Annotated in this window: 24 protein-coding genes; 15 read left to right on the top strand and 9 right to left on the bottom strand. The window is 37.7% G+C overall.

The features are described 5' to 3' along the window. Positions 1–173: 173 nt before the first annotated feature. Positions 174–914, bottom strand: a complete 741-nt coding sequence (locus tag N0B48_RS15165; RefSeq protein ID WP_259839646.1) for a uroporphyrinogen-III synthase — start codon at positions 912–914, stop codon at positions 174–176. 12 nt (positions 915–926) lie between these two features. Beyond that, positions 927–1,595: a DUF4271 domain-containing protein gene (locus N0B48_RS15160; protein WP_259839597.1), complete on the bottom strand. Its 669-nt coding sequence runs from the start codon at positions 1,593–1,595 to the stop codon at positions 927–929. A 76-nt stretch (positions 1,596–1,671) separates the two neighbouring features. On the opposite strand from N0B48_RS15160, the gene N0B48_RS15155 reads away from it, so the two are divergent. The 4 genes from N0B48_RS15155 to N0B48_RS15140 all read left to right on the top strand — a co-directional run bounded on the left by N0B48_RS15155 (position 1,672) and on the right by N0B48_RS15140 (position 5,080). Next, positions 1,672–2,388 (top strand): polyprenol monophosphomannose synthase, encoded by a 717-nt coding sequence (locus tag N0B48_RS15155; protein WP_034724050.1) that lies wholly within the window; start codon positions 1,672–1,674, stop codon positions 2,386–2,388. Beyond that, the gene (locus N0B48_RS15150) at positions 2,385–2,753 is read left to right on the top strand and encodes a DUF4296 domain-containing protein (protein ID WP_259839596.1); all 369 of its coding nucleotides are present in this window, start codon (positions 2,385–2,387) and stop codon (positions 2,751–2,753) included. Before N0B48_RS15155 ends, N0B48_RS15150 begins: the two co-directional genes overlap by 4 nt. 71 nt (positions 2,754–2,824) lie before the next feature. Continuing rightward, positions 2,825–3,955: a tRNA guanosine(34) transglycosylase Tgt gene (tgt, locus tag N0B48_RS15145; protein WP_259839595.1), complete on the top strand. Its 1,131-nt coding sequence runs from the start codon at positions 2,825–2,827 to the stop codon at positions 3,953–3,955. 15 nt (positions 3,956–3,970) lie between these two features. Then, the gene (locus N0B48_RS15140) at positions 3,971–5,080 is read left to right on the top strand and encodes an LptF/LptG family permease (protein WP_259839645.1); all 1,110 of its coding nucleotides are present in this window, start codon (positions 3,971–3,973) and stop codon (positions 5,078–5,080) included. Here the strand turns inward: N0B48_RS15140 and N0B48_RS15135 are convergent, their stop codons facing one another. Then, on the bottom strand, positions 5,081–5,797 hold the full coding sequence (locus N0B48_RS15135) for a biotin--[acetyl-CoA-carboxylase] ligase (RefSeq protein WP_259839594.1): 717 nt from the start codon (positions 5,795–5,797) through the stop codon (positions 5,081–5,083). It abuts the gene before it with no gap. Between the two features lie 85 nt (positions 5,798–5,882). Between N0B48_RS15135 and rsfS the strand changes: the two genes are divergently transcribed. The 9 genes from rsfS (at position 5,883) to N0B48_RS15090 (ending at position 14,862) form a co-directional block, all read left to right on the top strand. Continuing rightward, positions 5,883–6,245 (top strand): ribosome silencing factor, encoded by a 363-nt coding sequence (gene rsfS / locus N0B48_RS15130; protein WP_034700760.1) that lies wholly within the window; start codon positions 5,883–5,885, stop codon positions 6,243–6,245. A gap of 22 nt (positions 6,246–6,267) precedes the next feature. Further along, the gene (ftsH, locus tag N0B48_RS15125) at positions 6,268–8,283 is read left to right on the top strand and encodes an ATP-dependent zinc metalloprotease FtsH (protein WP_259839593.1); all 2,016 of its coding nucleotides are present in this window, start codon (positions 6,268–6,270) and stop codon (positions 8,281–8,283) included. Positions 8,284–8,418: 135 nt separating this feature from the next. Next, positions 8,419–9,000 carry an LUD domain-containing protein gene (locus N0B48_RS15120; RefSeq protein WP_034724042.1) on the top strand — a complete coding sequence of 194 codons (582 nt, stop codon included), beginning with the start codon at positions 8,419–8,421 and terminating at the stop codon, positions 8,998–9,000. Between the two features lie 24 nt (positions 9,001–9,024). Continuing rightward, the gene (locus N0B48_RS15115) at positions 9,025–9,897 is read left to right on the top strand and encodes a phosphatidate cytidylyltransferase (protein ID WP_259839592.1); all 873 of its coding nucleotides are present in this window, start codon (positions 9,025–9,027) and stop codon (positions 9,895–9,897) included. A gap of 4 nt (positions 9,898–9,901) precedes the next feature. Beyond that, on the top strand, positions 9,902–10,555 hold the full coding sequence (locus N0B48_RS15110; RefSeq protein WP_259839591.1) for a phosphatidylserine decarboxylase family protein: 654 nt from the start codon (positions 9,902–9,904) through the stop codon (positions 10,553–10,555). A 493-nt stretch (positions 10,556–11,048) separates the two neighbouring features. Then, entirely contained in the window at positions 11,049–12,041 is a 993-nt protein-coding gene (locus tag N0B48_RS15105) for a helix-turn-helix transcriptional regulator (RefSeq protein WP_259839590.1), read from the top strand. Between the two features lie 79 nt (positions 12,042–12,120). Continuing rightward, the gene (locus N0B48_RS15100; protein WP_259839589.1) at positions 12,121–12,534 is read left to right on the top strand and encodes a helix-turn-helix domain-containing protein; all 414 of its coding nucleotides are present in this window, start codon (positions 12,121–12,123) and stop codon (positions 12,532–12,534) included. A gap of 2 nt (positions 12,535–12,536) precedes the next feature. Next, positions 12,537–12,854, top strand: coding sequence for a helix-turn-helix domain-containing protein (locus N0B48_RS15095; protein WP_259839588.1), 318 nt, complete (start codon positions 12,537–12,539; stop codon positions 12,852–12,854). 208 nt (positions 12,855–13,062) lie between these two features. Continuing rightward, positions 13,063–14,862 (top strand): phage tail-like protein, encoded by a 1,800-nt coding sequence (locus N0B48_RS15090; RefSeq protein ID WP_259839587.1) that lies wholly within the window; start codon positions 13,063–13,065, stop codon positions 14,860–14,862. A gap of 53 nt (positions 14,863–14,915) precedes the next feature. Here N0B48_RS15090 and N0B48_RS15085 read toward each other — a convergent pair whose 3' ends face one another. From N0B48_RS15085 to N0B48_RS15070, 4 genes are all read right to left on the bottom strand, one after another. After that, positions 14,916–15,263, bottom strand: a complete 348-nt coding sequence (locus N0B48_RS15085) for a DUF1801 domain-containing protein (protein WP_259839586.1) — start codon at positions 15,261–15,263, stop codon at positions 14,916–14,918. 26 nt (positions 15,264–15,289) lie between these two features. Next, entirely contained in the window at positions 15,290–17,122 is a 1,833-nt protein-coding gene (locus N0B48_RS15080; RefSeq protein ID WP_259839585.1) for an ABC transporter ATP-binding protein, read from the bottom strand. A gap of 189 nt (positions 17,123–17,311) precedes the next feature. Further along, a complete protein-coding gene (locus tag N0B48_RS15075) occupies positions 17,312–18,232 on the bottom strand; it encodes a M28 family peptidase (protein ID WP_259839584.1) in 921 nt (306 codons plus the stop codon). 429 nt (positions 18,233–18,661) lie between these two features. After that, positions 18,662–19,051 carry a DUF4293 domain-containing protein gene (locus N0B48_RS15070; RefSeq protein ID WP_259839583.1) on the bottom strand — a complete coding sequence of 130 codons (390 nt, stop codon included), beginning with the start codon at positions 19,049–19,051 and terminating at the stop codon, positions 18,662–18,664. A gap of 145 nt (positions 19,052–19,196) precedes the next feature. On the opposite strand from N0B48_RS15070, the gene rho reads away from it, so the two are divergent. Together rho and N0B48_RS15060 are read left to right on the top strand one after the other, a co-directional pair. After that, the gene (gene rho / locus N0B48_RS15065) at positions 19,197–21,095 is read left to right on the top strand and encodes a transcription termination factor Rho (protein ID WP_259839582.1); all 1,899 of its coding nucleotides are present in this window, start codon (positions 19,197–19,199) and stop codon (positions 21,093–21,095) included. A 346-nt stretch (positions 21,096–21,441) separates the two neighbouring features. Beyond that, positions 21,442–22,038 (top strand): superoxide dismutase, encoded by a 597-nt coding sequence (locus N0B48_RS15060; protein ID WP_259839581.1) that lies wholly within the window; start codon positions 21,442–21,444, stop codon positions 22,036–22,038. 96 nt (positions 22,039–22,134) lie between these two features. Here N0B48_RS15060 and N0B48_RS15055 read toward each other — a convergent pair whose 3' ends face one another. Beyond that, positions 22,135–22,554 carry a DUF6146 family protein gene (locus N0B48_RS15055; protein WP_259839580.1) on the bottom strand — a complete coding sequence of 140 codons (420 nt, stop codon included), beginning with the start codon at positions 22,552–22,554 and terminating at the stop codon, positions 22,135–22,137. 55 nt (positions 22,555–22,609) lie between these two features. After that, complete coding sequence (locus N0B48_RS15050) at positions 22,610–23,797, bottom strand: endonuclease/exonuclease/phosphatase family protein (protein WP_259839579.1); 1,188 nt, start codon at positions 23,795–23,797, stop codon at positions 22,610–22,612. Between the last annotated feature and the right edge of the window lie 9 nt (positions 23,798–23,806).

Genomic DNA, 23,806 nt, shown 5'->3' with positions numbered 1-23,806 from the left:
AATATTTTAAGTTTTTATTGGGCCGGATGGAACGTACTTACTCATTTTCTCTTTTTTTGAGAATGATTTAAAGCAACGTTTCATTCAATATTAATTCTTGTTCAAATTTAGGTAAAAAAAAGCCATCTTTCCTGTATTGAAAAGACGGCTGTTTTTATCTTATGTATTAAAGACTATTTGTGAAGTGCTTTAATATACTTTTCAAGTGCCATGGTCATAGATGGAGTTTCCTTTGTGGGAGCCATCAGATCTACCTTTAAGCCCGCTTCTTCCGCAGCTGCTAAAGTAGTGTTTCCGAAAACACCGATCTTGGTTTCCTCCTGTTTGAAGTCCGGGAAATTCTGTTGAAGAGATTTGATTCCCTGAGGGCTGAAAAAGATCAGCATGTCATAATCCTTAGCATTGATATCGGTAAGATCGCTGCATACGGTTCTGTACATGATGGCTCTCGTCCAGTCAACATTGGCTGTTTCCATCGTTTTCACGATATCCGGGCTCAGCACATCTGAAGAAGGCAGAAGGTATTTTTCTGCAGGGAATTTCTTGAACAGAGGCAGAAGATCTGAGAAGTTTTTCTCCCCAAAGCTGATCTTTCTCTTTCTATAAACAATATGTTTCTGAAGATAGTTGGCAATCGCCTCAGACTGGCAGATGTATCTCATCGTATCCGGAACCGCGAAACGCAGCTCTTCAGCAAGTCTGAAGTAATGATCTATTGCATTTTTGCTGGTGAAAATAATCCCAGTAAACTGCGTCAGATCTATCTTCTGAGTTCTGAGTTCTTTGTTGTCAACTCCTTCGACGTGGATGAAAGGACGGAAATCAATCTTTATTTTTTCCTTCTTTGCTATATCCAGATATGGAGAAGACTCACTAGGCGCTGGTTGAGAAACCAATATAGACTTTATTCTCATCATTGACTTTTATTAAAAAAATAACAACTTCCATAGCAACAATAAAGGTGCGATTTGGAGGGTGCAAATATACAAAAATTTATAATACCATTTTTCGGGAAGTATGTTGTTTTTGTGAAACAAATAGAAGAAAATCTTGAAAACCGCGACAAATGCGAAGAATCCGAAATAGTATAAAAATATTTTATTTCTGTCTACGGGGAAATAATAGTGGGTTACACAAAGAATTATTAACAAAAATGACAGAATGAAGTAAAATTTAGTGGAGGTAAAGTAAAAAACAGTCCATTTTCTGCCGTCACCTATACTTTGGAAAAATAAAAAGCCCAATGCAGATTTTGATGCATAAAAAAATATGACTGCCAATAATGTATATCCGAATTTATTAAGCTGATATCCCATAAGCTGAAGATCGGCGATGTATTTCGGAACGATAGGGATATATTGAGAAAGCAGAACAGACAGGGTCAGAGCCGTTACACAGGACGTGATAATCCAGCTCGGAAGGTTGTTGCTGGCATCAAAATACTTCTGAAGCAGAAAGTCTTTCAGGCTTGCATCTCTTTCTATGATATTCATCATAAAAACATACAGGAATATGCATCCTATCAGGATAAAGATTACCCAGTCATTGTTCTCAGGTATTCTTACGTGGTTGATAAAGTTTTGTGATAACGGCAAAGGAATATTTTTTGCAAAATTATAGATTATTTTGTATAAAATAAAAAGGTTAAATAAACTATCTTTGCAAACTGAAATGAAAAAACTCGTCATCATCCCTACCTATAACGAAAAGGAAAATATTGAAAATATTATTTCCGCGGTTTTTGCATTGGAAGATGACTTTCATATTCTGGTGGTGGATGACTCTTCCCCGGACGGAACAGCAGAAATAGTAAGAGGCCTTCAGAAAAGATTTCCCCATCATCTTCATATGTCTGTAAGGCATACAAAAGACGGTTTGGGAAAGGCATATATTCATGGATTTACATGGGCTATAGAAAATAAGTATGACTATATTTTTGAAATGGATGCCGATTTTTCACACAATCCAAGTGATTTGCCGAAACTTTTTGAAGCCTGTCTGAATGCAGATATGGCGATAGGTTCGCGCTATTCAAAAGGAGTGAATGTAGTGAACTGGCCAATGGGTCGTGTGCTGCTTTCTTATTTTGCTTCCAAATATGTTAGATTTATTTTAGGACTTCCTATTCATGATACGACCGCAGGATTTGTCTGTTTCTCAAGAAAAGTTCTTGAAGAAATTGGATTAAATAATGTAAAACTTAAAGGATACGGCTTTCAGATTGAAATGAAATTCCGTGCTTTTAAAAAAGGTTTTAAAATTGTAGAAGTTCCTATTATATTTACGAACAGAATTTTAGGAGAAAGTAAAATGAACGGTGGCATCATTCATGAAGCTGTATTTGGAGTTTTAAATTTAAAGTGGAAATCAATAATCAACAGATTATGAAAAAGGTGGTCTTCATTTTAGTTATGCTGTGCATGTTCTCATGCGGCGACTATATCGACAAACCCAAAAATCTGATCGAGCCGGATGCCATGGCTGAGATCCTGGCTGATCTTGCCCTTACGGATCAGGCAATCATGACCTATCAGAATAAAAACCTGGAAGCGGGAACAAGATTTGTGCTTAAATCCCATAAAGTAAAATCTGAAGATTTTGTAGAAAGCTTTAAATATTATGTCATCAAAGACAAAATGAAAGATATTGCGGCAGACGCACAAAAAATAGTATTAAAAAAAGATCCTAAAGCGGAAAAATATGTCCAGGACAAATTGAAAGGTACTGTACCTGCACCCGTTTTAAACAAATAAATATGATGCGGAAACGCGTTCTGTCTTTAAAAGCAGAACCGTTATTAGCGGTGAATTAAAAGAATAGACGAATGAAATTTTTTAATATAGAAAAAACCTCTGAAGGAAAAGCAAGAGCGGGAGAGATCACCACAGATCACGGGAAGATCCAGACGCCCATCTTTATGCCTGTAGGAACTGTGGCAAGTGTAAAAACAGTTCATCAGAGAGAATTAAAAGAAGACATTAAAGCCCAGATTATTTTGGGAAATACTTACCACCTGTATCTTCGTCCTGCAATGGACACTATGGAGCAGGCAGGAGGACTGCATAAATTCATGAACTGGGATCTTCCTATCCTTACCGATTCAGGAGGTTTTCAGGTGTTTTCACTTTCCAAAAGCAGAAAAATGTCTGAGGAAGGAGTGAAATTCAAATCCCATATCGATGGAAGTTATCACATGTTTACGCCTGAAAAATCTATGGAAATCCAGAGACAGATCGGAGCGGATATTTTCATGGCTTTTGACGAATGCGTTGCTTATCCTAGTGGATACAATGAGGTAAAAGCTTCTATGGAAATGACCCACCGATGGTTAAAAAGATGCATCGATTGGAATGAAGCAAATCCTGAATTATACGGTCACAAACAAAGATTTTTCCCCATTGTTCAAGGTTCTACCTACTCGGATTTAAGAAAAATTTCAGCGGAAGTAATTTCTGAAGCAGGTGCTGAAGGAAACGCAATCGGCGGACTTTCCGTTGGTGAGCCTGAAGAAGAGCTGTACAGAATTACCGACGAGGTTACCGATATTCTTCCAAAAGACAAGCCAAGATACCTGATGGGAGTAGGAACTCCATGGAATATCCTGGAATCCATTGGTCTGGGAATTGATATGATGGACTGTGTAATGCCTACAAGAAATGCCAGAAATGCAATGCTTTTCACATGGCAAGGGGTAATGAATATGAAAAATGAAAAATGGAAGCAGGACTTTTCGCCTTTGGATGAATTTGGAACCAGCTATGTAGACAGAGAATATTCAAAAGCCTATCTGCGTCATTTATTTGTATCAAAAGAATATCTTGCAAAGCAGATTGCATCAATACATAACCTTGCCTTTTACTTAGATCTTGTGAAAGTAGCGAGAGAACATATTTTGGCAGGTGATTTCTATGAGTGGAAAAAATCTGTAGTGCCGGTTCTTAGACAGAGACTTTAAAACAGAACGATCATGATTAAAATTATAGACGGGTATATCATCAAAAAATATCTTGGAACATTCAGTTTCATGCTGATATTGTTGTCTATAGTGGTACTGGTGATTGATGTACAGCAGAAGATTCCAAGGATTGAAAATGCGAAAGCACTTGATCCCAAGCTGGATCTGGTGTACTTCCTGATCCACTTTTATCCGTTCTGGATCATTAACCTTGTCGTGACGTTCCTGGCTATCCTGGTGTTTATTTCCGTGATTTATTTCACATCCAGAATGGCAAATAATACCGAAATTGTTGCCGTAATCAGTAGTGGAGCCAGTTTTCACAGATTTGCAAAGCCTTATTTGTATACCTCTGTTTTAATTGCTACGATATCGCTGGTGGTCAATCATATGGTGCTTCCGTGGGCCAATATCAAGAAAAACGAGCTGGAAGCCTATACCTATAATGCGGCGAATAAAGAAAAGATTTTGGGTACAGGTCCTGCATCATCTCAATTTAGTAAAACGGAATACATCTTCGTCAACTCCTGGAACAAAAGAGAAACCAGAGGTTCAGGTTTCGTTTATCAGAAGTATGATAAGGCCAGAAAGATGGTCTACGAGCTGAAAGCATCTGAAGTATATTGGGATAAAGCTAAAAAACAGTTTATTCTTACCAACTATCTCGAAAAAACCATCAATAAAAACAATACAGAAAAACTCGGCAACGGAGTTGAAATGAGGAAAAGCTACGGACACTCTCCTGAAGAACTTTTCCCGAACGAACTTCTTGGCCAGAATAAAACCACTCCCGAACTGATCAAATTCATTGAAAGGGAAAAAAACAGAGGAAACAGTAACCTGAATTCTTACCTTAATGAGTTCCATCAAAGGACCGCAATGCCGGTGGCTATTATTATTCTGACGTTTCTGGCCTTATCTCTGGCTTCCCAGAAGAAAAGGGGAGGTCTTGGAGTCAATCTGGCGATAGGGATTTCCCTGGCGTTTGTTTTTGTTTTCTCTTTTGAAGCTTTAAAAGTAGTTTCTGAGAACAAAAGTTTATCACCGGCTGTAGCCATGTGGCTTCCGAATATGGTATTCTTTCCGCTTACTTTATATCTGTACCTGAAAAGAGCGAATCAATAATCAGTAGAGGAGTTTGATCTCCTTGTGATAAAAAGGCTTTAAACCGTCTTTTTCAAGCTCTATCCACAGTTCTCCTTTTTCGTCTGCATGATGGATAATGCCATTTTGTCTCTCTTGTCCGATTTCGAAGACAGAGATCTCATCTTTGCGGTATAAATTCATGTTAAACTGATCAATAATCTCCTGTTCAGACGGAATGTTTTTCATTCTTTCTGACAGATATTCATGAAGTTTAAAGACAAAATCTTCAAGGTCGTAAACTTGCCCGGTCAGTGTAAGAAGTGATCCAGCATGCAATATTTCATCAAACTGATCCTGCAAAACATTGAAACCGGCACCGATGATGAAATAATTATTTTGATTTATTTTTTTCTTTTCGATTAAAATCCCGACGATTTTTTTATTTTTAAGGATGATATCATTCGGCCATTTTATGTTCACCAAATTGTCAGTCAAATTGGCAAGGAAATCCCGGATGACCACTGCGGTATAGTAATTGAATATAAAATCTGAGAGCAGAATGCTCTGGGCCTTAACAGCCAGTGTATACGCCACATTTTTTCCGGCCGCCGCCGCCCATGTATTTCCGTATTGTCCGCGGCCTTTAGTTTGATTGAATGTAGAGACTCCAATAAAATCTGAATTTTCGTAAAGTAAAAACTTGGAAACTTCGTCATTAGTAGAAGAGCACTCTTTTAAATAAAATAATTGATCCATTTAAGAAAACTTTAAGACTTTAAAGGGCTAAAAATAAGGCTAAAGTAAAAGAAAAACAATAAATTTGCAGATTATAGATATTTTAATGAATAAAACAGCAGAAAAGCAGGCACTAATAGATAAAATTGTTGAAGCCATCCAGGACGTAAAGGGTGAAGATATTATGATTTTCGATCTTTCGAAGATTGAAAACTCTGTAGCGGAAACTTTTATAATTTGTAGCGGAAACTCAAATACACAGGTTTCTGCGTTGGCAGGAAGTGTAGAGAAAAAAGTAAGAAACGATCTAAAAGATAGACCTTGGCATGTAGAAGGTACTGAAAACTCTATGTGGGTTTTGGTAGATTACGTAACGGTGGTAGTGCATATTTTCCAGAAAGAAGTTCGTGAATATTACGATATTGAAGAACTTTGGGGCGATGCAGCCATTACCAAAATAGAAAATTAATTTTAAATTTTAAAAAGTATAAATGAACAATAAAGGATTCAACTGGTTTTTTCCAATTGCAATCGTGGCTCTTTTGTTATTTTTCGGTTCCAATTTTTTAGGAGGCGACAGTGCAAAATCTATTGATGAGGATGCTTTCTTCAGGGAAATGCAGGCAGGAAAGGTCCAAAACGTTATCATATACAAAGACACAGAGAAAGCTGATGTTTTCCTGACAAAAGCAGCAAAGACAGCAATGGTCAGTAAAACGGCCAACCAAAGCAATCCTCTTTCTGCGTTCGAAATGGCTCCAAAAGCAGATTTTTCTGTGAAATACGGAGACCTTCAGCTTTTCCTTCAGAAATTTGATCAGGTAAAGGCTACAAACGCTACTATCAAAACGACGAAAGATTACGGAGCAGGTAAAAACCCGTTCATGGACATCTTGGTTTCAGCATTGATATGGATCGCGATCTTAGGACTTTTCTACTTCCTTCTTTTCAGAAAGATGGGCGGTGGCGGAGGCCCTGGCGGACAAATCTTCTCAATCGGGAAATCTAAAGCGAAGCTTTTCGACGAAAAAGAAAGAATCCAGGTGACATTTAAAGATGTTGCAGGTCTTGAAGGAGCTAAAGAAGAAGTACAGGAAGTGGTAGACTTCTTGAAAAATTCTGAAAAATATACAAAACTGGGTGGTAAGATTCCTAAAGGTGTCCTTCTTGTAGGCCCTCCGGGAACCGGTAAAACCTTATTGGCAAAAGCTGTTGCAGGGGAAGCCAAAGTACCGTTCTTCTCACTTTCAGGTTCAGACTTCGTGGAAATGTTCGTTGGAGTTGGTGCATCAAGAGTTAGAGACCTTTTTGCTCAGGCAAAAGCTAAATCTCCGGCTATCATCTTTATTGATGAGATTGACGCTATCGGACGTGCTAGAGGAAAGAATAACTTCTCTGGTGGAAACGACGAAAGAGAAAATACATTGAACCAGCTTCTTACAGAAATGGATGGTTTCGGAACAGACGTTAACGTTATTGTAATGGCTGCTACCAACAGAGCTGATATCTTGGATAAAGCTTTAATGAGAGCAGGACGTTTTGACCGTTCAATTTATGTAGACCTTCCGGAATTACATGAAAGAAGAGAAATTTTTGATGTTCACTTGTTGAAAATCAAATTAGATGATACCGTTGACAGAGACTTCTTAGCAAAACAAACCCCTGGATTCAGTGGAGCTGATATTGCTAATGTTTGTAACGAAGCAGCGTTGATCGCAGCAAGAAATAGCCATACCTCAGTTACTAAGCAGGATTTCCTTGATGCGGTAGACAGAATCATCGGTGGTCTTGAGAAGAAAAATATGGCCATCAAACCTTCTGAAAAAAGAAGAGTTGCTTATCATGAAGCAGGTCATGCGACAATCTCATGGTTGGTAGAACATGCAGCACCGCTTTTAAAAGTAACGATTGTTCCGAGAGGACGTTCTTTAGGGGCAGCATGGTACCTTCCGGAGGAAAGACAATTGACGACTACTGAACAGATGTTGGACGAATTGTGTGCAACCCTTGGAGGTAGAGCAGCAGAGCAGGTTATTTTTAACAATATTTCAACAGGTGCATTATCTGATCTTGAATCAGTAACGAAAAGAGCGCAAGCTATGGTTACGGTTTACGGTCTGAGCCCTACGATCGGTAATATTTCTTATTATGACAGCTCAGGGCAGTCTGAATATAATTTCGGAAAACCATATTCTGAGGAAACAGCTAATAAGATTGATGTTGAGATTAAATCAATTATTGAAAATCAATACGAGAGAGCAGTTCAGATTCTTACTGAGAACAAAGATAAACTTGATGCTTTGGCGAATAAGCTTCTGGAAAAAGAAGTGATATTCCGTGAAGATCTTGAAGATATATTCGGTAAAAGAGCATGGGATCCGGAATTAACAGAAAGACCTGTTACAAGCACGATTGCTACGGCGAAAGAACCGGATGAGCAAATCATTATTAAAGACAAGGAAGAAGAAAGTGAAATTCAGGCTCCGGAAAGCCCAACTCAACTTTAAAATACTTCCAAAACATATCAAAAAAAACCTGACAATCTTAGAATTGTCAGGTTTTTTCATATTTAAAGCCACATTTTTAGAATCTATTGTAATTATTTTCTATTTTTGTATAAAGTTGACTAAAAATAGATTAAGTTGAATTTATTCAAGAGGATTGTAAGCAAACTTACCAACCAGCCTGAGGAAGAGGAAAAACAGAGTCTGGAGAAGCTCGGGGATTCGCTGAAAAATGCGGATCTTGACTATAAGTTTGCGCAATTATTTACGCATTCGGGGGGATTTTTTAATTATTGTGCAGATGAAGCGGAAGCTCTACAGACTTTAAATCAGATTGTCAAAATAGAAGGAGTCAACAATGTATTCTGCTGGGACAAAGAGCTTCAGAACTTTTTGAATGTGGTGAAAATACCATATACCTCAGAAATGGAGCATTCTAACGATGCCGCCTTCATCACCTGTGAATATCTTATCGCCTACGACGGGAGAATTATGCTTTCGCATAACAACATCCTGCATTACCATTCTTCAAGACTGCCGGGTAAGATCATTATCATGGCCAATGTTTCGCAGATTGTAAACAACCTGAATGATGCGATGGGAAAAATAAAAAGAAACGGGAATATCAAAAACCTTACTTCCATCAGTGGAGGACAATCAAGTTTAGATACTTCCTCCAATACGAATACAAAACTGTTTTTATTGCTGCTTGAAGATTAAGCATCAACTTATAAATTTTACATCTTGGACAAAAACCTTATTCAAAGAACCATTTCCGGACTTGTTTACGTTGCCGTTATCATTCTTTGCACAACACCGCTGGGCGCCCAGCTGATCAACAAGATCCATCCGGACCTTATCAGACAGGAATACCTGTATCACGGGCTGATCACTCTTTTGCTGCTGGTAGGTACCTGGGAATGCGTAAAGATCATGAAATTCGGGAAGGGCTATGAAAAATGGATCGTATTCCCTCTGGTGATTTTTACTTACTATGTTTTTTCCAAAAGATATTTCCATCACGACTTCTTTTTCGATTTCAGGCTGAATGAAATACTGGCTATTTCCCTGGTCGCAATTGCGGTGGTTACCTTATTCAAATATTCAAACGAACTTTATTTCGACATCGGAAAGCTGATATTTACTGTTATCTATGTAGCACTTCCTTTTAGTTTTGCATTGGGATTACCTAAGTTTTCCAGTTTTGATGGGACGTTCTCACTGGAAGTTCTTTTCCTGTTTATTCTGATCTGGAGCAGTGATACCTTCGCTTACCTTACCGGAAAATTCTTCGGAAAACATAAAATGGCCCCTAAAATCTCTCCAAAGAAGACCTGGGAGGGTTATGTTGGCGGAGTAGTGCTAACGTTGGTTTTATCTTACTTTATTGAGCATTATCAGCCTGAACTGCGCGGGAACTGGATGGTAGTTGGTTTCCTGGTAGCTGCATTCGCTCCGTTGGGGGATCTTGTGGAAAGCCAGCTGAAAAGAAATTTCGGGGTAAAAGACAGCGGAAACATCATTCCGGGGCATGGAGGCGTGCTGGACAGACTGGATAGTTTTTTAATTTGCGTTCCTGTCGTATATTTGTACTTTATTTTAGAAAAATTTATTTAATCTCATGAAACTACATAAGGAGTCAAAAGGAACGATTACCGTAGCAACGATACTGTTTATCATCATAAGCGTATTGGCTATTTATTTTCTTAAAATGTGGTCGTTACTGATCATTATGCCAATATTGGTTGTTTACTGTTTAGTATTTTGGTTTTTCAGAGTTCCGGAACGTGATATTCTGGAGCACAGAGAAAATGTAATTGCACCGGTAGACGGAAAGGTGGTGATGATCAAGGAAGTGGAAGAAACTGAATTTATCAAAGGAAAAGCGATTCAGATTTCCATCTTCATGTCGCCATTGAATGTGCACATCTGTAGATATCCGGTATCCGGAAAGGTGATCTACAAAAAATACCATCCCGGAAAATATCTGGTAGCATGGCATGAAAAATCATCTACAGAGAACGAAAGAACAACGGTAGCGGTGGAAACTGCAACAAATCATAAGGTCGTATTCAGACAGATCGCAGGATATGTGGCCAGAAGGATTGTTTTCTATTGTAATGAGGGTGATCAGGCTAAAGCCGGACATGAGTTCGGATTTATCAAATTCGGGTCAAGAATGGATGTATTTTTGCCTTTAGACACAGAAATCACCTGCAAGATCGGAGATATTGCAAAAGGAGGTCTGGATGTGATCGCCAAAATGAAAGATTAATACAAAATATCATCAGAATATAGAAAGGAGAAATTAAGTTTTCTCCTTTTTTGTTTTTTATAAACCGGCATCTTCATTTATAAATTCCTTTTGCAGTAGTTTTATATGCATGCGAGTGCTATTGAGTAGTCATTTGATGGTGTATATTGAATCAGTCCTGTATTTTTGTCTGTAACAGGTTCTCTGGCATTGAGTGAAATATATTTTTAATAAATTTTATCCAAAACGTAACAATTTTTAACCTGTTGGTCAATTGTAATGATCGGCAATTCATTTTTTATGTATATATGCTGAAAAATTATACGGATTTTAAGTCCATTCAGCTTACTATCTTATTAAGAAAATACACCTTTTCACTAAACATATAAAAACAGCAGAATTAAGCGTTCTGCAATTTTTTGTTATGCTTTATTGAGTATTGATATGATTTCAGATTGTTTTGATTGGTACAAAAAGCAACCTGATCATTATTAAAAAACATAAAACAAATACGATGATTTTTAAATTTTTCTTCAGAACAATCAATGAAGAGCCTGAAAAGAGGGATAACGAATATGAGCGCAGCTATTTGAATCTCATTAATAAATATCTGGTTTTTCTTTTTCTACTGTTCTTATTTTATTCTGTATTTATTGTGATTTTTTTTGGAGATGCCGTGATTTCTACATTTCTTACAGTTATTACGTTTTTTTGGCTTTTTTTAATGGCCATCAAAAGCAAAACGGCCCGTTACCGGAAGATTTTAAAGACAAGTGTAATTTTCGTTTTTGTCCTGCTGATTTTTATTGTCAGCTTCTTTCATATTTATACGTTCAAAAATGCGGGGGTAGAGTATTTTTATTTCTCCCTCTTATTTGCTACTCCTTTCTTTTTCAATTATAGAGAAGAATCTTTCATGATTCTGATTATTGCTTTAGTAATCAGTCTAAATTTTATTGGCTGCCTCTATTTTGATTTCAATTTTCTTCCTAAAAGCAGGTTTTTTGAAGCTGGCGATTTCAAAACAGTAAAACTCCTTAATATTCTGTTCTCCGTAGGGTCATTTCTAATGGATATTTCTTTTATTACCCAGAAAGATGACCTGATTTACGGACTTATTGAAGATACAAGAATTAAGAATTCCACGATAGAAAATCTGCAGAAAACCAATACCGGACTTCTGAAACAGCAGATGCTGATCAACCATCTTACGGAAGAAAATATCAGAGAGATCTATCAGCTTGCTGTAAATAATTCACCCTTTTTTTACGATAAATTTCAGGTGTTTTTCCCCCATTTTATTCCGGAGATTTTGATCATAAACCCAAATCTTATTCATTCGGAACTGTATTTCTGTGCGTTGATGAAGATTGATTTTGATACTAAGAAGATTGCACAGTGCACAAACAGCAGCATCCGGGCCGTAGAAAGTAAAAAATACAGGATCAGAAAAAAACTGAATATCCCTTCTGAAATGAATATTAACAGTTTTATTCTCAAAATATAATTTTTTCCACAATGCGCGTAGTATTACGTAGAAAGACAAGCTGTTATTGATTGCTGTTGTTAATATTTTTGCTGTACTTATGAATTTAAGAGATATACATATTGGAAGTTTTGTGAAAGCGAAAGCTGAAGAACTTGAAATACCCGTTGCCCGAATCATGAATTTTTTAAACTGTACCGAGGCCGAAATACAGGAAATGTATGGCCAGGAAAGTATGGATACGAAAAAACTGCTCAGATGGAGTAAGCTTCTGCACTTTGATTTTTTCAGAATCTATACGGGACATCTTATTTTGTATTCACCTCCCTTAAAAACGGATAGATCCATTAAAATAGAGAGTTCTACACTGGAATTCAGGAAAAGTGTCTATACGGAAGAAGTGAAATCTTTTATATTGAACAAAATCCTGTCCAAACAGATGACCACCACAGAAGTTCTTACAAAATACAAGATTCCGAAGACAACCCTTTATAAATGGATTAAGAAAGTATAACCATGCCCGATTTTAAACTGATCTATACAGATATCATCAATGAAAAATTTCCGGAAAAAATAAATAATCCCGGGATAAAGAATAAACTGAATGCTCTTCATACGGCATCCAATATTTTAAAATTCAATGCACTCATCTTTGGGCAGCCTGAATACAGCGTTGGATGTAAAAGTCAGAGGCTCCGTTCTTATGATGAACCTTCCATCCGTGAAATTCTCAATTATCAAAGGAAAAACAAACTGACGAATACAGAAACGGCCAATCATTTCAAAACCAGCCGGAATACCATTGCTCGATGGAAGTCTGTTTATAAATTGTAGTTTTTTTGTTTTTAAATCAATTCCAAATTTTGATGTTTTTTATGAGTTTTCTAAGTGTTTATTTGTAAGGTGTTGATTGGTTGTGAGTTTTACTACTCACGCGTAGTATTGCGTAGGCTGTTTTTATTTGAAATGCCTTTATGGATGATATTTTTGCGTTGGCTGAACAGTCAGTTTAAAACATAACAAACATAATTATTTCGAAACGATGAAAACAAATTCTACAACGACAAAAATCAAAGTTTTGCTTCTGGCGCTGCTTTTGGTTTTTGGACAGTTCTATTCACAGATTCAGAACGGCTCGGTAGGGATCAATACTTCCTTACCTAATGTAAATTCGGTGCTGGATGTGGTCTCAGGAAACCACAATAAAGGGATACTTATTCCCCGTCTCACGGAAAACCAAAGAAATGCAATGATCATTAACCGGCCACAGGATGACGGTCTTACCATTTACAATACTACTGAAGACTGTTTTAATTACTGGAGCTTTGCCGATGATGAATGGAAAAGTGTCTGCGGACAGCTGGGAAAGGCAGTGTTTACGGTTGATTGTTCCAACACGAAAGTAATGGGGACTTATGTGAAAGGAAGAGACCTTACCACTTCCAATTATCTGAGTATTTCTGTTAATGTCACCAAAGTAGGAAACTACACCATCTCAGGAACCACAATAAACGGATATAATTTCTACGGAACGGGAGCGTTTCTGAATACGGGTGTGCAGACTATTCAAATTGCGGGACAGGGAACTCCTCAGAATGTTCAGACGGATGATGTGTCGTTGACGGCTAACGGAAATGATGTGACTTGTACACCTGCTGTATCTGTCAACGTTCTGAGCCCCGCAGGAAGTTACACCATGAGTTGTGGAAGCGCTGTCGCGAATGGCGTATATAAAGTGGGAACAGCTCTTAATTCTTCCAATACGATTACATTACCGATCAATGTTTCTGCATTGGGAAGTTATACCATTACAACCAATACCGTAGATGGAATTTCATTCAGAGGTTCAGGCACATTTACGTCGACGGGAAACCAGAATATAACTCTGAGTGGTACGGGAACACCATCTTCCACAGCGACGAAAACCATTACCATCACTTCAGACAGTCAGGGTGGAGTTTCTACAACGTGTAATGTGAGTATAATTGTAGTCGTTCCTAAAAAAACAGTTCTTCATATAGGGTTGGAAACAGCTTACGGATACAGTGCTTTTACAGGACCTTCCAGAAGTCTTATGGATTCTCCTACGAATTTTGGAACCACAGCTTCCAGTATTGTAAAATATGAAGGCTTTACCCATACATCTTTGGGGAACTCACCATCTTCTGCAGCACTTCAGGTAGCTCTGAATGCCAAGCCGGATATTGTGATTATTGGATACGCTTATACACCCAGTGCTACCGATGCAGGTTATATTGCTTCTTATCTCAATAAAAAAGGAATTGTGATTGCGCTTACCGATGATACGGGAACCGCACAGAATTTATTCAGAGGAATATTTTCAGATCCTACCATTTCAGCATCCAATGGATCAGGGGCAGGATCGGTATATGCACTATCCAATACGGATGATCCCATATTGAATGGTCCTTTCGGAGATGTAAGAGGAAAGAACTGGGGCGAAGATGCTTCTACCACTATAAATATATCAGGCCTTACCAGCGGATTCATACCTTACAGCTATGCACAGCCGATTAACAGTACTACAGCAAGAACCGGTATTTCCGGACTGAGAAGCAGCAGCCTGAACTTTATATGGTTTGGAGACGGTGGTTTCTTAAGTAACGAAAATGCAAACGGAAATCCTTATTCAAGCAATACCATTGAACCTTTCGTAGCGCCAGGCTCAGGCGGATATTTCCCTGTTCAGAAAGCAACCTACGGAACTGCAGGAAACGGCTATTCGGCAGGAGGAATGCAGGTGCAAAATTCCATATTGTTTGCGAATATGATTGCATGGGCGGTTAAGCAGGCAGAATTCAGCGGAATTAATACACAGTGATGAAAAGAAATTCTTAAACAGGGCTGCGGCATGGTGAAACCATGCCGCAGTTTTTATTTTATATGCTTTTTAACCTCTTCTGTAAGTTCTAAAATAGTTTCAACAGGCAAATCTTCTTCCATATCAATCAGAAGGATTTTAAACTTCTTTCTGCCATCCTGAATCAGGAGTGGATGATCAAGTCTGTCCCCGTGATAAAAGCTTACATAATGTTGTTTGTATTTTTTGCTGTAGTAGAGATAGCACAGCATTTTCTTTTTATACTTAAAGAAAGGAAACCCGAAACTCAGTGTTTCCGTAATGTTTTCCGTATCAGATTCGAGGATCTTTTTACGTAAAAACAAAAGAGTACTTCTTTCAGGCTCATCGATTCTGTAGAAGTACTCTTGTATGGGATTCATTTAAATGAATTTAATTCAATAAACGATTAGTCAAAATTTTGCAGCTCTACCAGCTTGTGGTACATGCCTTTCTTCGCGATAAGGTCGTGGTGTGTTCCCTGTTCCACTACAATTCCTTTCTCCATTACTACGATCCAGTCTGCCTTCTGAATAGTGGAAAGTCTGTGGGCAATCACCAGTGAGGTTCTGTTTTCCATCATTTTATCCAAAGCATCCTGAACAAATCTTTCAGATTCCGTATCCAGTGCAGAAGTAGCTTCATCAAGGATCATTACCGGAGGATTTTTCAATACCGCTCTGGCAATAGAAACCCTTTGTTTCTGACCACCGGAAAGTTTATTTCCATCGTCACCGATATTAGCGTTGTACCCTTCAGGAAGATTCGAAATAAAGTTATCAGCGTTGGCAATTTTTGCAGCCTCAACGACTTCTTCTTTCGCAGCATCAGGCTTACCCATCAGGATATTGTTGTATACTGAATCATTGAACAGTACAGATTCCTGAGTTACCATTCCAAGAAGCTGACGGTATTCTTTTAATTTTAAATGTTTAATGTCTACTCCGTCAATTAAAATTTGCCCTTCATTCACATCATAAAATCTTGCCAAAAGGTTAGCGATCGTGGTTTTTCCACTTCCACTCTGGCCTACAAGAGCGATGGTTTTTCCTTTCGGAATGATCAGTGAGAAATTTTTAAGGATAACATTGTCTTTATCGTAATAGAATCCAATGTTTTTGAATTCAATCTGGTTGCTTAAGGTAGAGATAGAAACCGGTTCTGCAATTTCTTCTACTTTTAAATCATAGTCAAGAACTTCAGCTACTCTTTCCAAACTTGCCATACCTCCCTGAATAGAAGAAATCGCACTGGAAAGCTTTTTCGCCGGGTCAAGAATCTGGAAGAACATTCCGATGAACACCAGGAAAGCCTGAGGTTTCATCGTCTGATCCTCTAAAATCTGCGTTCCTGCATACCAGGTAATGATAAGAATGGTGATAGAACCAAGGAATTCGCTCATAGGAGACGCCAATTCTCTTCTTCTGCTCATATCGATAGCGAAGTTCTGCCAGTTGGTCGTTGTTTCGTTGAATCTGTTCTTAAGGATTTTATCGGCATTAAAGATCTTGATAACCTTAGAAGATTTCAATGTCTCGTCTACCAATGAGAAAAGATTCCCTAGTTCAGCCTGAGCAAAATGAGCCTGCTTTTTTAAGCTTTTTCCGGTCCATGAGATCAGTAAGCCCATAACAGGGAAAACGATCAGTGAAAAAAGGGTTAGCTGAGGAGACAGTAAAAATAACGCGATCAGTGAAGAAATGATCATGAATGGAGCATTGATGATATCTACCAAAACCCCCATAATTCCACCTTCCACACCTCCGATGTCATTGGAAATTCTGGACATCATATCTCCCTTTCTCTGTTCTGTAAAGAATGAAACCGGAAGCTGAAGAAACTTATTATACATAGCAGTACGAAGATCCTTTGTAATTCCTACACGGTAATTCACCAATAGGAAAGATCCGATGTATCTGAAAATATTTCTTAATAAAAATGAAACTCCGGTGATAGCACAAAGAACAGCCAATACATAAACAGCACCATGCTGGTCTATCTGTATCTGTACAAAATAGTACGCCTTATCTTTTATATAATTGAAATAGTCGCCGAAAGCTCCGCTCCATACCGGTTCTTTAGCCTGTTTTTCAATGGTACCGAACATTAATCCCAAAATAGGAAGCATCGTTCCTACCGATAAGATATTGAGTAAGGAGTACAGAATATTGAAAAACATACTTCCGAAAAGGTATTTTTGATGCGGTTTCGCGAAATAAAGTATTCTTTGTAATGGTTTCATTCAATGAAAAATTGGATAGCAAAATTACGTAAAATTAAAGGAAAAGACGTTCTTAATCCTGTTTTACTTTAATTAATATGTTTCAATTGGCCCCATTTTGTTACAAACGTTTGTTTAATTTTATATCATTAAAGGTATGCATACTAACGAAAAAACCGCCATTTCGGCGGTTTTTATGATTATAATTATTTAAAATTTTACTTTGTCATTATATTTTGGAGCAAAATTTTTAGGATTTAATTTTTCAAGAGTTTTTCCCACATTGTTGATAATACCCGTTAAATTATCAAAATCCACAACACTCACATCATCACTTTCATTATGATAATGCGAAGCTTTCGTCATATCAACTGTAGAAAATGAATGCGCGATAATTTTCTTCTTCACAAAACTTACATTGTCTGATCTGTAGAATAATTTTTGCGCTGCATAAGGATCAGGGTTTATTTTTAAACCGTTGGCAGCATATGTATTAAAAAGTTCATCAAAGTCTGAGAACTCGTCACCCGTCATAAAAAGAGCATTTTTTCCGAACTGAGATTCTGTGGCTACCATTTCAAAGTTGAAAAGAGCGGTCATATTGTTATAGATCTTATCCAAATTAGCATCCGTAGAAATCGCTTTGGATCCCAGCATTCCTTTTTCTTCCCCGTTGAAGGCCATGAACACCATTGAGAATTCAGGTTTTTTATTTTTAAAATAATCTGCAATACCTGCTAAAGTGGCAATTCCGCTTGCATCATCATCTGCGCCGTTGTAAATATTGTCTCCGGTTTTTTCACTCGTCCCGATGTGATCGAAATGACCTGAGAATCCAAGATACTTGTCCGTTTTCCCTTTTTTGATCCCGCATACGTTATAAACTTTCTTTCCTTCATATTCAAAAGGAATCAGGTAAGAATTTCCTGTACAGTATTCAAGTTTGTTTTCTTTAAAAAGCTTTGCAATATATTCTGCTGCCTTGTCATTTTCCGGAGTTCCGATCTCACGGCCTTTCATTTCGTCTGAAGCGAGTGTGGAAAGGATGGTGGTTACTCTTTCTTTTGAAACTTCCTGTGCCAGCGTAAATACGGAGCAGAAGGACAGGGCAAGGTAGGTTAGTTTTTTCATTATAGATACAATTTAATAGGATCAGTCGTATTCTTAACGGAAATGTTGCACGAAATGGTATAAAATTAATCAAATGGGAATGCATTTTAACCATTAAGAAACTTAATATTCTTAAAAACTTCTTCAATCTTAAGGGTATAAAAAAAGGTCACAGCTATTCTAGTTTTTTTTGGTGACACCTTTTATACGCAAAGAGATAAATATGATGTGCTTTAGTTTTAAGTTGGGCAAAGAATTGCGACTTCGTCACTGACTAAGCTAATGGATAAAACATTCGCTTCATCAAATCAATGCAATTGATTCCCCCTTTGCTCACCTTTTAATATGCAGAATTATGATCGAACTTTGCGTTTTAAATCCAGTCCAATCATTACAATAAAAAAAACAGCTCCTTTCGGAACTGTTCTCACTCAAAAAATCGTTGTAAGGCTATCGAAGTCGGTCTACAGATTTTACGAGCCTCTCATCTCTGCGGATCAATACGTTTGCGATAAGCAGACATATGATCGCGATCAATGGGAAAACCGGCTCAATACCCTTCTCAGGAATCTGAATTCCTCCGGATAAGTTTAGTAACCAGTACGCCAATACACCAATCAACAAAGCGTTTATAATGATGCTGAACGTATTCAGCATGATTTGTCTTTTTCTGTTTTTGAAACTGAAAATACTTAATGCACCCGCCAAAACAAGCGCAATACAACTGATATCAATCACCGGAATATTGCCGAAAACGTCAACATCCTGTCCTGTAACGAAAAGGGAAACAGCAGCCAAAACCGCCAAAAGAGTCCATATAGTCTGTATTCTCTGTAACATTGATTCTTAAATACCTGGCAAAAATAACATAAATTTTGCACAATTCAAAAATTAGTGTAGATTTGCATTATACATATGTACTTGAAAACAAAAGTCACCGGACTTACTTTTCTTACTCACAATTAATTACATTTTTACATTAAGTATGTTTAACATAGAAACGTTAAGGTCAAAATCCGTAACGGAACTGACTAAAATCTTAAAAGATTTAGGCGTTAAAGTTGCTAGAAACAGCAATGATAATGATAAGATCTTTGCCGTTCTTGACTTTCAGGCTTCTAACCCTAAAGTTGCAAAAGATTATTTCAACGCCACAGAAACCAGCATGGATACTGAAGAAAAACCGGCAGACAAACCTGCTAAGGCTCCTGTAAAAAAAGCAGCGCCTAAAAGACAACCTGCCAAACCGAGAGCAGAAGTAAAAGCACCCACTGAAGAAAATCCCCAGATTGAAGAGAAAGTAGAAGAAAAGGTGCCCGCTGCTGAAGAAACAAAACAGGAAGAACCCAAAGCTGAAACAGTTTCCACTCCTGAAGACAACAATCAGGCACAAGCTAAGAAAAAAAGAAAAAGAGTAGTAGCCAATAATACCGGCAATACAGAAACTCCACAGGAAAGAGCAGAAGCTCCTAAAAATGCAGAACCTCAAGAATCTGCTCCATCTGAAGAAAAGCCTAATACTCCTCAAAATCAGGCCAGATCCCAACAAAGACACAACAATCCGCAAAACAGCGGAAACCAAAATAAAAACCCTAATCAGCACCAAAACCAGGGTCAAAACCAAAATCCTAATCAACACCAGAATCCTAACCAGAGTCAGAATCAGAGTCAGAATCAAAATCCTAATCAGAATCCAAACCAAAATCAGCAAAGACAACACGCTGACAGACATGAGGAACATCATTCTGAACACAGAAAAGAATTCAGTTTCGATGGGATGGTAAGTATTGAAGGGGTTTTAGAAATCCTTCCGGATAACTACGGATTCCTTCGTTCATCTGATTTCAGTTATATTTCTTCTCCTGATGACGTATACGTTTCTACGGCACAGATCAGAAATTTCGGTCTGAAAACCGGAGATACTGTTAAAGGAATTGTAAGACTTCCGAAAGAAGGTGAAAAATATTTCTCATTACTAAAACCAACGGAAGTAAACGGACGTGATCTTGCGTTCATCAAAGACCGTGTGGCATTTGAATATTTAACGCCGCTTTTCCCTGAAGAGAAATTTAATCTTACCGGAAACGGATCTACACTTTCAACAAGAATTGTAGACCTTTTCGCACCTATCGGAAAAGGACAGAGAGCCATGATCGTTGCCCAGCCTAAAACGGGTAAAACGATGTTGCTAAAAGATATCGCAAACTCTATTGCAGCCAATCACCCTGAAGTATATATGATGGTCCTTCTGATCGACGAACGTCCGGAAGAAGTTACCGATATGGAAAGAAGTGTAAATGCAGAGGTTATTGCTTCTACATTTGATGAAGCAGCTGACAAGCACGTAAAAGTAGCGAACCTTGTTTTAGCAAAAGCCCAGAGAATGGTAGAATGCGGACATGACGTAGTGATCCTTCTTGACTCTATTACAAGATTAGCAAGAGCATACAATACGGTAACACCGGCATCAGGAAAAGTACTTTCCGGTGGGGTAGATGCCAATGCGCTTCATAAGCCGAAAAGATTTTTTGGGGCAGCCAGAAAAATTGAAGGGGGTGGTTCATTAACCATTATTGCTACGGCACTTATCGACACAGGTTCTAAAATGGACGAAGTGATCTTTGAAGAATTCAAAGGAACGGGTAACATGGAACTTCAGTTAGATAGAAAAATTGCCAACAGAAGAATTTATCCTGCGATTGATCTTGTCTCTTCAAGCACACGTAGAGATGACCTTCTCTTAGACGAAGTAACTTCTCAGAGAATGTGGATCTTCAGAAAATATCTTTCTGAGATGAATCCTGTAGAAGCCATGGAATTTGTAAACAAAAACATCAGAGGAACTTTAAATAACGAAGAATTCCTGATGTCTATGAATAAATAGATTAATTTAATTGTTGTTAAAAAAAAGCACGGAAATCAGCGGATTTTCGTGCTTTTTTATTGATGTTGGAGAGTTTTGGGTTTGAGAGTCTGAGTGTAATAGGGTTTGAGAGGGTTGAGATTATAAATTTGTTCTGTTGTCGTTTTTTTTTAATTAATTAAATAAGACCTTAAGATGTATTTTATACTGCGATAACCTCCATCTTCCGAATTCCTGCTTCTTTCTATAAAAATTAATTCATTCTAAATCAATATATCAATGTTAAAGATTTATTAAAGTAATGCCCAGTATTTGATAATCGCTTAAATATTGGCTAAATTTGGATATAACATTAAAAATAAAAATTATGTCATTTGAATTACCAACATTAGGATATGCCTATGATGCATTGGAGCCGACTATCGATGCAAAAACTATGGAAATCCATTATACAAAACACCACCAGGCTTATATTGACAATTTAAATAAAGCAATCGAAGGAACTGAACTAGCAGGTAAAACAATCGAAGAAATCTGCCAGACAGGAACTGACAAACCAGCAGTAAGAAATAATGGAGGAGGACACTTCAACCACTCTTTATTCTGGGAAATTTTAACGCCGGGCGGAAGCAATGAGCCTGTAGGAAACGTAAAAGCAGCTATCGAAACTTACGGAGGTCTTGAAAAATTCAAAAATGATTTTTCTGATGCGGCTAAAACAAGATTCGGTTCAGGATGGGCTTGGTTAGTGAAAAATGCAGACGGATCCGTATCTGTTTCTTCTACTCCAAACCAGGATAACCCGTTAATGCCTGTTGCAGACGTAAAAGGAACTCCGGTTCTTGGATTAGACGTTTGGGAGCACGCTTACTATTTAAACTACCAAAACAGAAGACCTGACTATGTTTCAGCTTTCTTCAGCGTAGTAAACTGGGATAAAGTAGAGGAATTATTCAACAAATAATTTTCAGCTATTATAAAAGTAAAAGGTTCAGAAGAAATTCTGAACCTTTTTTATTGTTGTGATCTTAATGATTTTAATCCTTTTAATTTTTTTAAACTATCTCATAGCATCACTTGGGGAAAGTCCGTTCATTTTTAATCCGTATTTCCAGCTTACGTAAGCAAAAACCTGATACAGTTTATATTCAAATTTGATCCCATAGTTCTCTCTCGGGCTATAATCAATCCCTGATTCTATAATATTCCGGTATTTTCCTGAAGTGTAGTAAGAATTCCATTCAGTAACCAGGAATGTGTTTTTTGTTTTCAGATAAGATTCCGAATATTGGTTCATCGGTTTGGCTACCGCATTTAAAAAGTAATCGAATTGGGTGTCGATCACAGTAATGTCCCACTCGCCGTCTTCATTCTTAGAAGGCTTTATTTCAGATTTCTCTTCATTTTTCTTAGGACTCTCCTGAGAAAAACAGCTGAAAGGAATCAGCGCAAAGAGAAAAATGCTAATTATATTTTTCATAACAGAAACATTGTATATAAAATAAGCACTCAAAATGAGTGCCTAAGTTGATTTTTTATGGTTCTTTCTGAAGAATGACAAATGCCGGGAAGTGGTCACTGTATCCTCCTGTAAACTGATCTCCGTTCCAGGATCTGAAAGGATAGCCTTTATAGTTCCCCTCTTTGTTCACCAGATAAGGCGGAGCAAAGATTTCTGCTTTGTACACTGAATATTCTTTAGTTACCTGATCAGAAACCAAATTCTTGGAAACAATAATCTGGTCGAAAAGGTTAGGTGCGTCCTGATAAGCCAGTGAAGCAATACCTTTCTTATATAATGGATACATTAAATTAAGGTAAGGCGTTGTTTCGCTTAAATCTTTAGGGCTTGCTGCTGCTTTTAAATAATTTTTTAAACTTGAGCTTACAGGATCATCATTAAAGTCACCCATTGCAAACAGCTTGGTCGTAGGATCTGCTGTTCTGATGCTGTCCATCTGTTGTTTCAATAACGCTGCTGCTGCATTTCTCTTTGGTAATGAAACGGCTTCACCTCCTCTTCTTGAAGGCCAGTGATTCATAAAGAATGCCACTTTTTCATTGTCAAGAAAACCGGTTACTACCAAGATGTCTCTGGTATATTCTCTCTTACCGTCATCACCGAATACTTTCAGTTCTTTCTTTAAAGAGTTGGTTACCGTAAATCTTCTTTTCTGATAGATCAGCGCTACGTCAATTCCTCTGTAATCATAAGAGTTATAGTGTACGATTCCGTAATCATATTTGGCAAGAGCAGGCTGTTTCACAAGATCTTCGATCACCTGTCTGTTTTCTACTTCGATAAGTCCTACCACTGCAGGAGCTGTTTTGGTATACTGAGCACCCAGTTCAGCAATTACTTTTGCTTCGTTGGCTAGTTTTGCCTTGTAGATTTTAGTATTATAGTTTTTACCGCTGCTTGGAGTGAATTCCTCAGAACCGCTTTGGTATCTTACTGCTTTTTTACCTTTTAAGGCTCCATCACTCCATGGTCCGTCATGTTTTTCCGCTTCCAGAAATTTGATGGAATCAAGTGGGATGCTTCTGTGGAAAGCAGGATTATGAATATCTTTAGTCCCATCTATATAATCTGCAGAACGTATAGTGTCCCAAAGGTTTTCCACATTCAAAAAACCAACAGCAGCCACTTTTCTAAGTTTCCCCTGTTGTGCAAAAGCCATCACCGAAAAAACGATGGTCATAAAACTCATAAATCTCTTCATCCTCTAGAG

Source organism: Chryseobacterium herbae (assembly GCF_025154075.1).
Classification (GTDB): Bacteria; Bacteroidota; Bacteroidia; order Flavobacteriales; family Weeksellaceae; genus Chryseobacterium; species Chryseobacterium herbae.
Note: the sequence above shows the minus strand (reverse complement) of the source record. Positions and strands in the feature narration are given on the sequence as shown.

Excerpts from the sequence above, each read along its gene's own strand:
- N0B48_RS15165 (WP_259839646.1), bottom strand. The coding sequence starts at position 914 with ATGAGAATAAAGTCTATATTGGTTTCTCAACCAGCGCCTAGTGAGTCT.
- N0B48_RS15155 (WP_034724050.1), top strand. The coding sequence starts at position 1,672 with ATGAAAAAACTCGTCATCATCCCTACCTATAACGAAAAGGAAAATATT.
- N0B48_RS15150 (WP_259839596.1), top strand. The coding sequence starts at position 2,385 with ATGAAAAAGGTGGTCTTCATTTTAGTTATGCTGTGCATGTTCTCATGC.
- tgt (WP_259839595.1), top strand. The coding sequence starts at position 2,825 with ATGAAATTTTTTAATATAGAAAAAACCTCTGAAGGAAAAGCAAGAGCG.
- N0B48_RS15135 (WP_259839594.1), bottom strand. The coding sequence starts at position 5,797 with ATGGATCAATTATTTTATTTAAAAGAGTGCTCTTCTACTAATGACGAA.
- rsfS (WP_034700760.1), top strand. The coding sequence starts at position 5,883 with ATGAATAAAACAGCAGAAAAGCAGGCACTAATAGATAAAATTGTTGAA.
- ftsH (WP_259839593.1), top strand. The coding sequence starts at position 6,268 with ATGAACAATAAAGGATTCAACTGGTTTTTTCCAATTGCAATCGTGGCT.
- N0B48_RS15110 (WP_259839591.1), top strand. The coding sequence starts at position 9,902 with ATGAAACTACATAAGGAGTCAAAAGGAACGATTACCGTAGCAACGATA.
- N0B48_RS15105 (WP_259839590.1), top strand. The coding sequence starts at position 11,049 with ATGATTTTTAAATTTTTCTTCAGAACAATCAATGAAGAGCCTGAAAAG.
- N0B48_RS15100 (WP_259839589.1), top strand. The coding sequence starts at position 12,121 with ATGAATTTAAGAGATATACATATTGGAAGTTTTGTGAAAGCGAAAGCT.
- N0B48_RS15095 (WP_259839588.1), top strand. The coding sequence starts at position 12,537 with ATGCCCGATTTTAAACTGATCTATACAGATATCATCAATGAAAAATTT.
- N0B48_RS15090 (WP_259839587.1), top strand. The coding sequence starts at position 13,063 with ATGAAAACAAATTCTACAACGACAAAAATCAAAGTTTTGCTTCTGGCG.
- N0B48_RS15085 (WP_259839586.1), bottom strand. The coding sequence starts at position 15,263 with ATGAATCCCATACAAGAGTACTTCTACAGAATCGATGAGCCTGAAAGA.
- N0B48_RS15080 (WP_259839585.1), bottom strand. The coding sequence starts at position 17,122 with ATGAAACCATTACAAAGAATACTTTATTTCGCGAAACCGCATCAAAAA.
- N0B48_RS15075 (WP_259839584.1), bottom strand. The coding sequence starts at position 18,232 with ATGAAAAAACTAACCTACCTTGCCCTGTCCTTCTGCTCCGTATTTACG.
- N0B48_RS15070 (WP_259839583.1), bottom strand. The coding sequence starts at position 19,051 with ATGTTACAGAGAATACAGACTATATGGACTCTTTTGGCGGTTTTGGCT.
- rho (WP_259839582.1), top strand. The coding sequence starts at position 19,197 with ATGTTTAACATAGAAACGTTAAGGTCAAAATCCGTAACGGAACTGACT.
- N0B48_RS15060 (WP_259839581.1), top strand. The coding sequence starts at position 21,442 with ATGTCATTTGAATTACCAACATTAGGATATGCCTATGATGCATTGGAG.
- N0B48_RS15055 (WP_259839580.1), bottom strand. The coding sequence starts at position 22,554 with ATGAAAAATATAATTAGCATTTTTCTCTTTGCGCTGATTCCTTTCAGC.
- N0B48_RS15050 (WP_259839579.1), bottom strand. The coding sequence starts at position 23,797 with ATGAAGAGATTTATGAGTTTTATGACCATCGTTTTTTCGGTGATGGCT.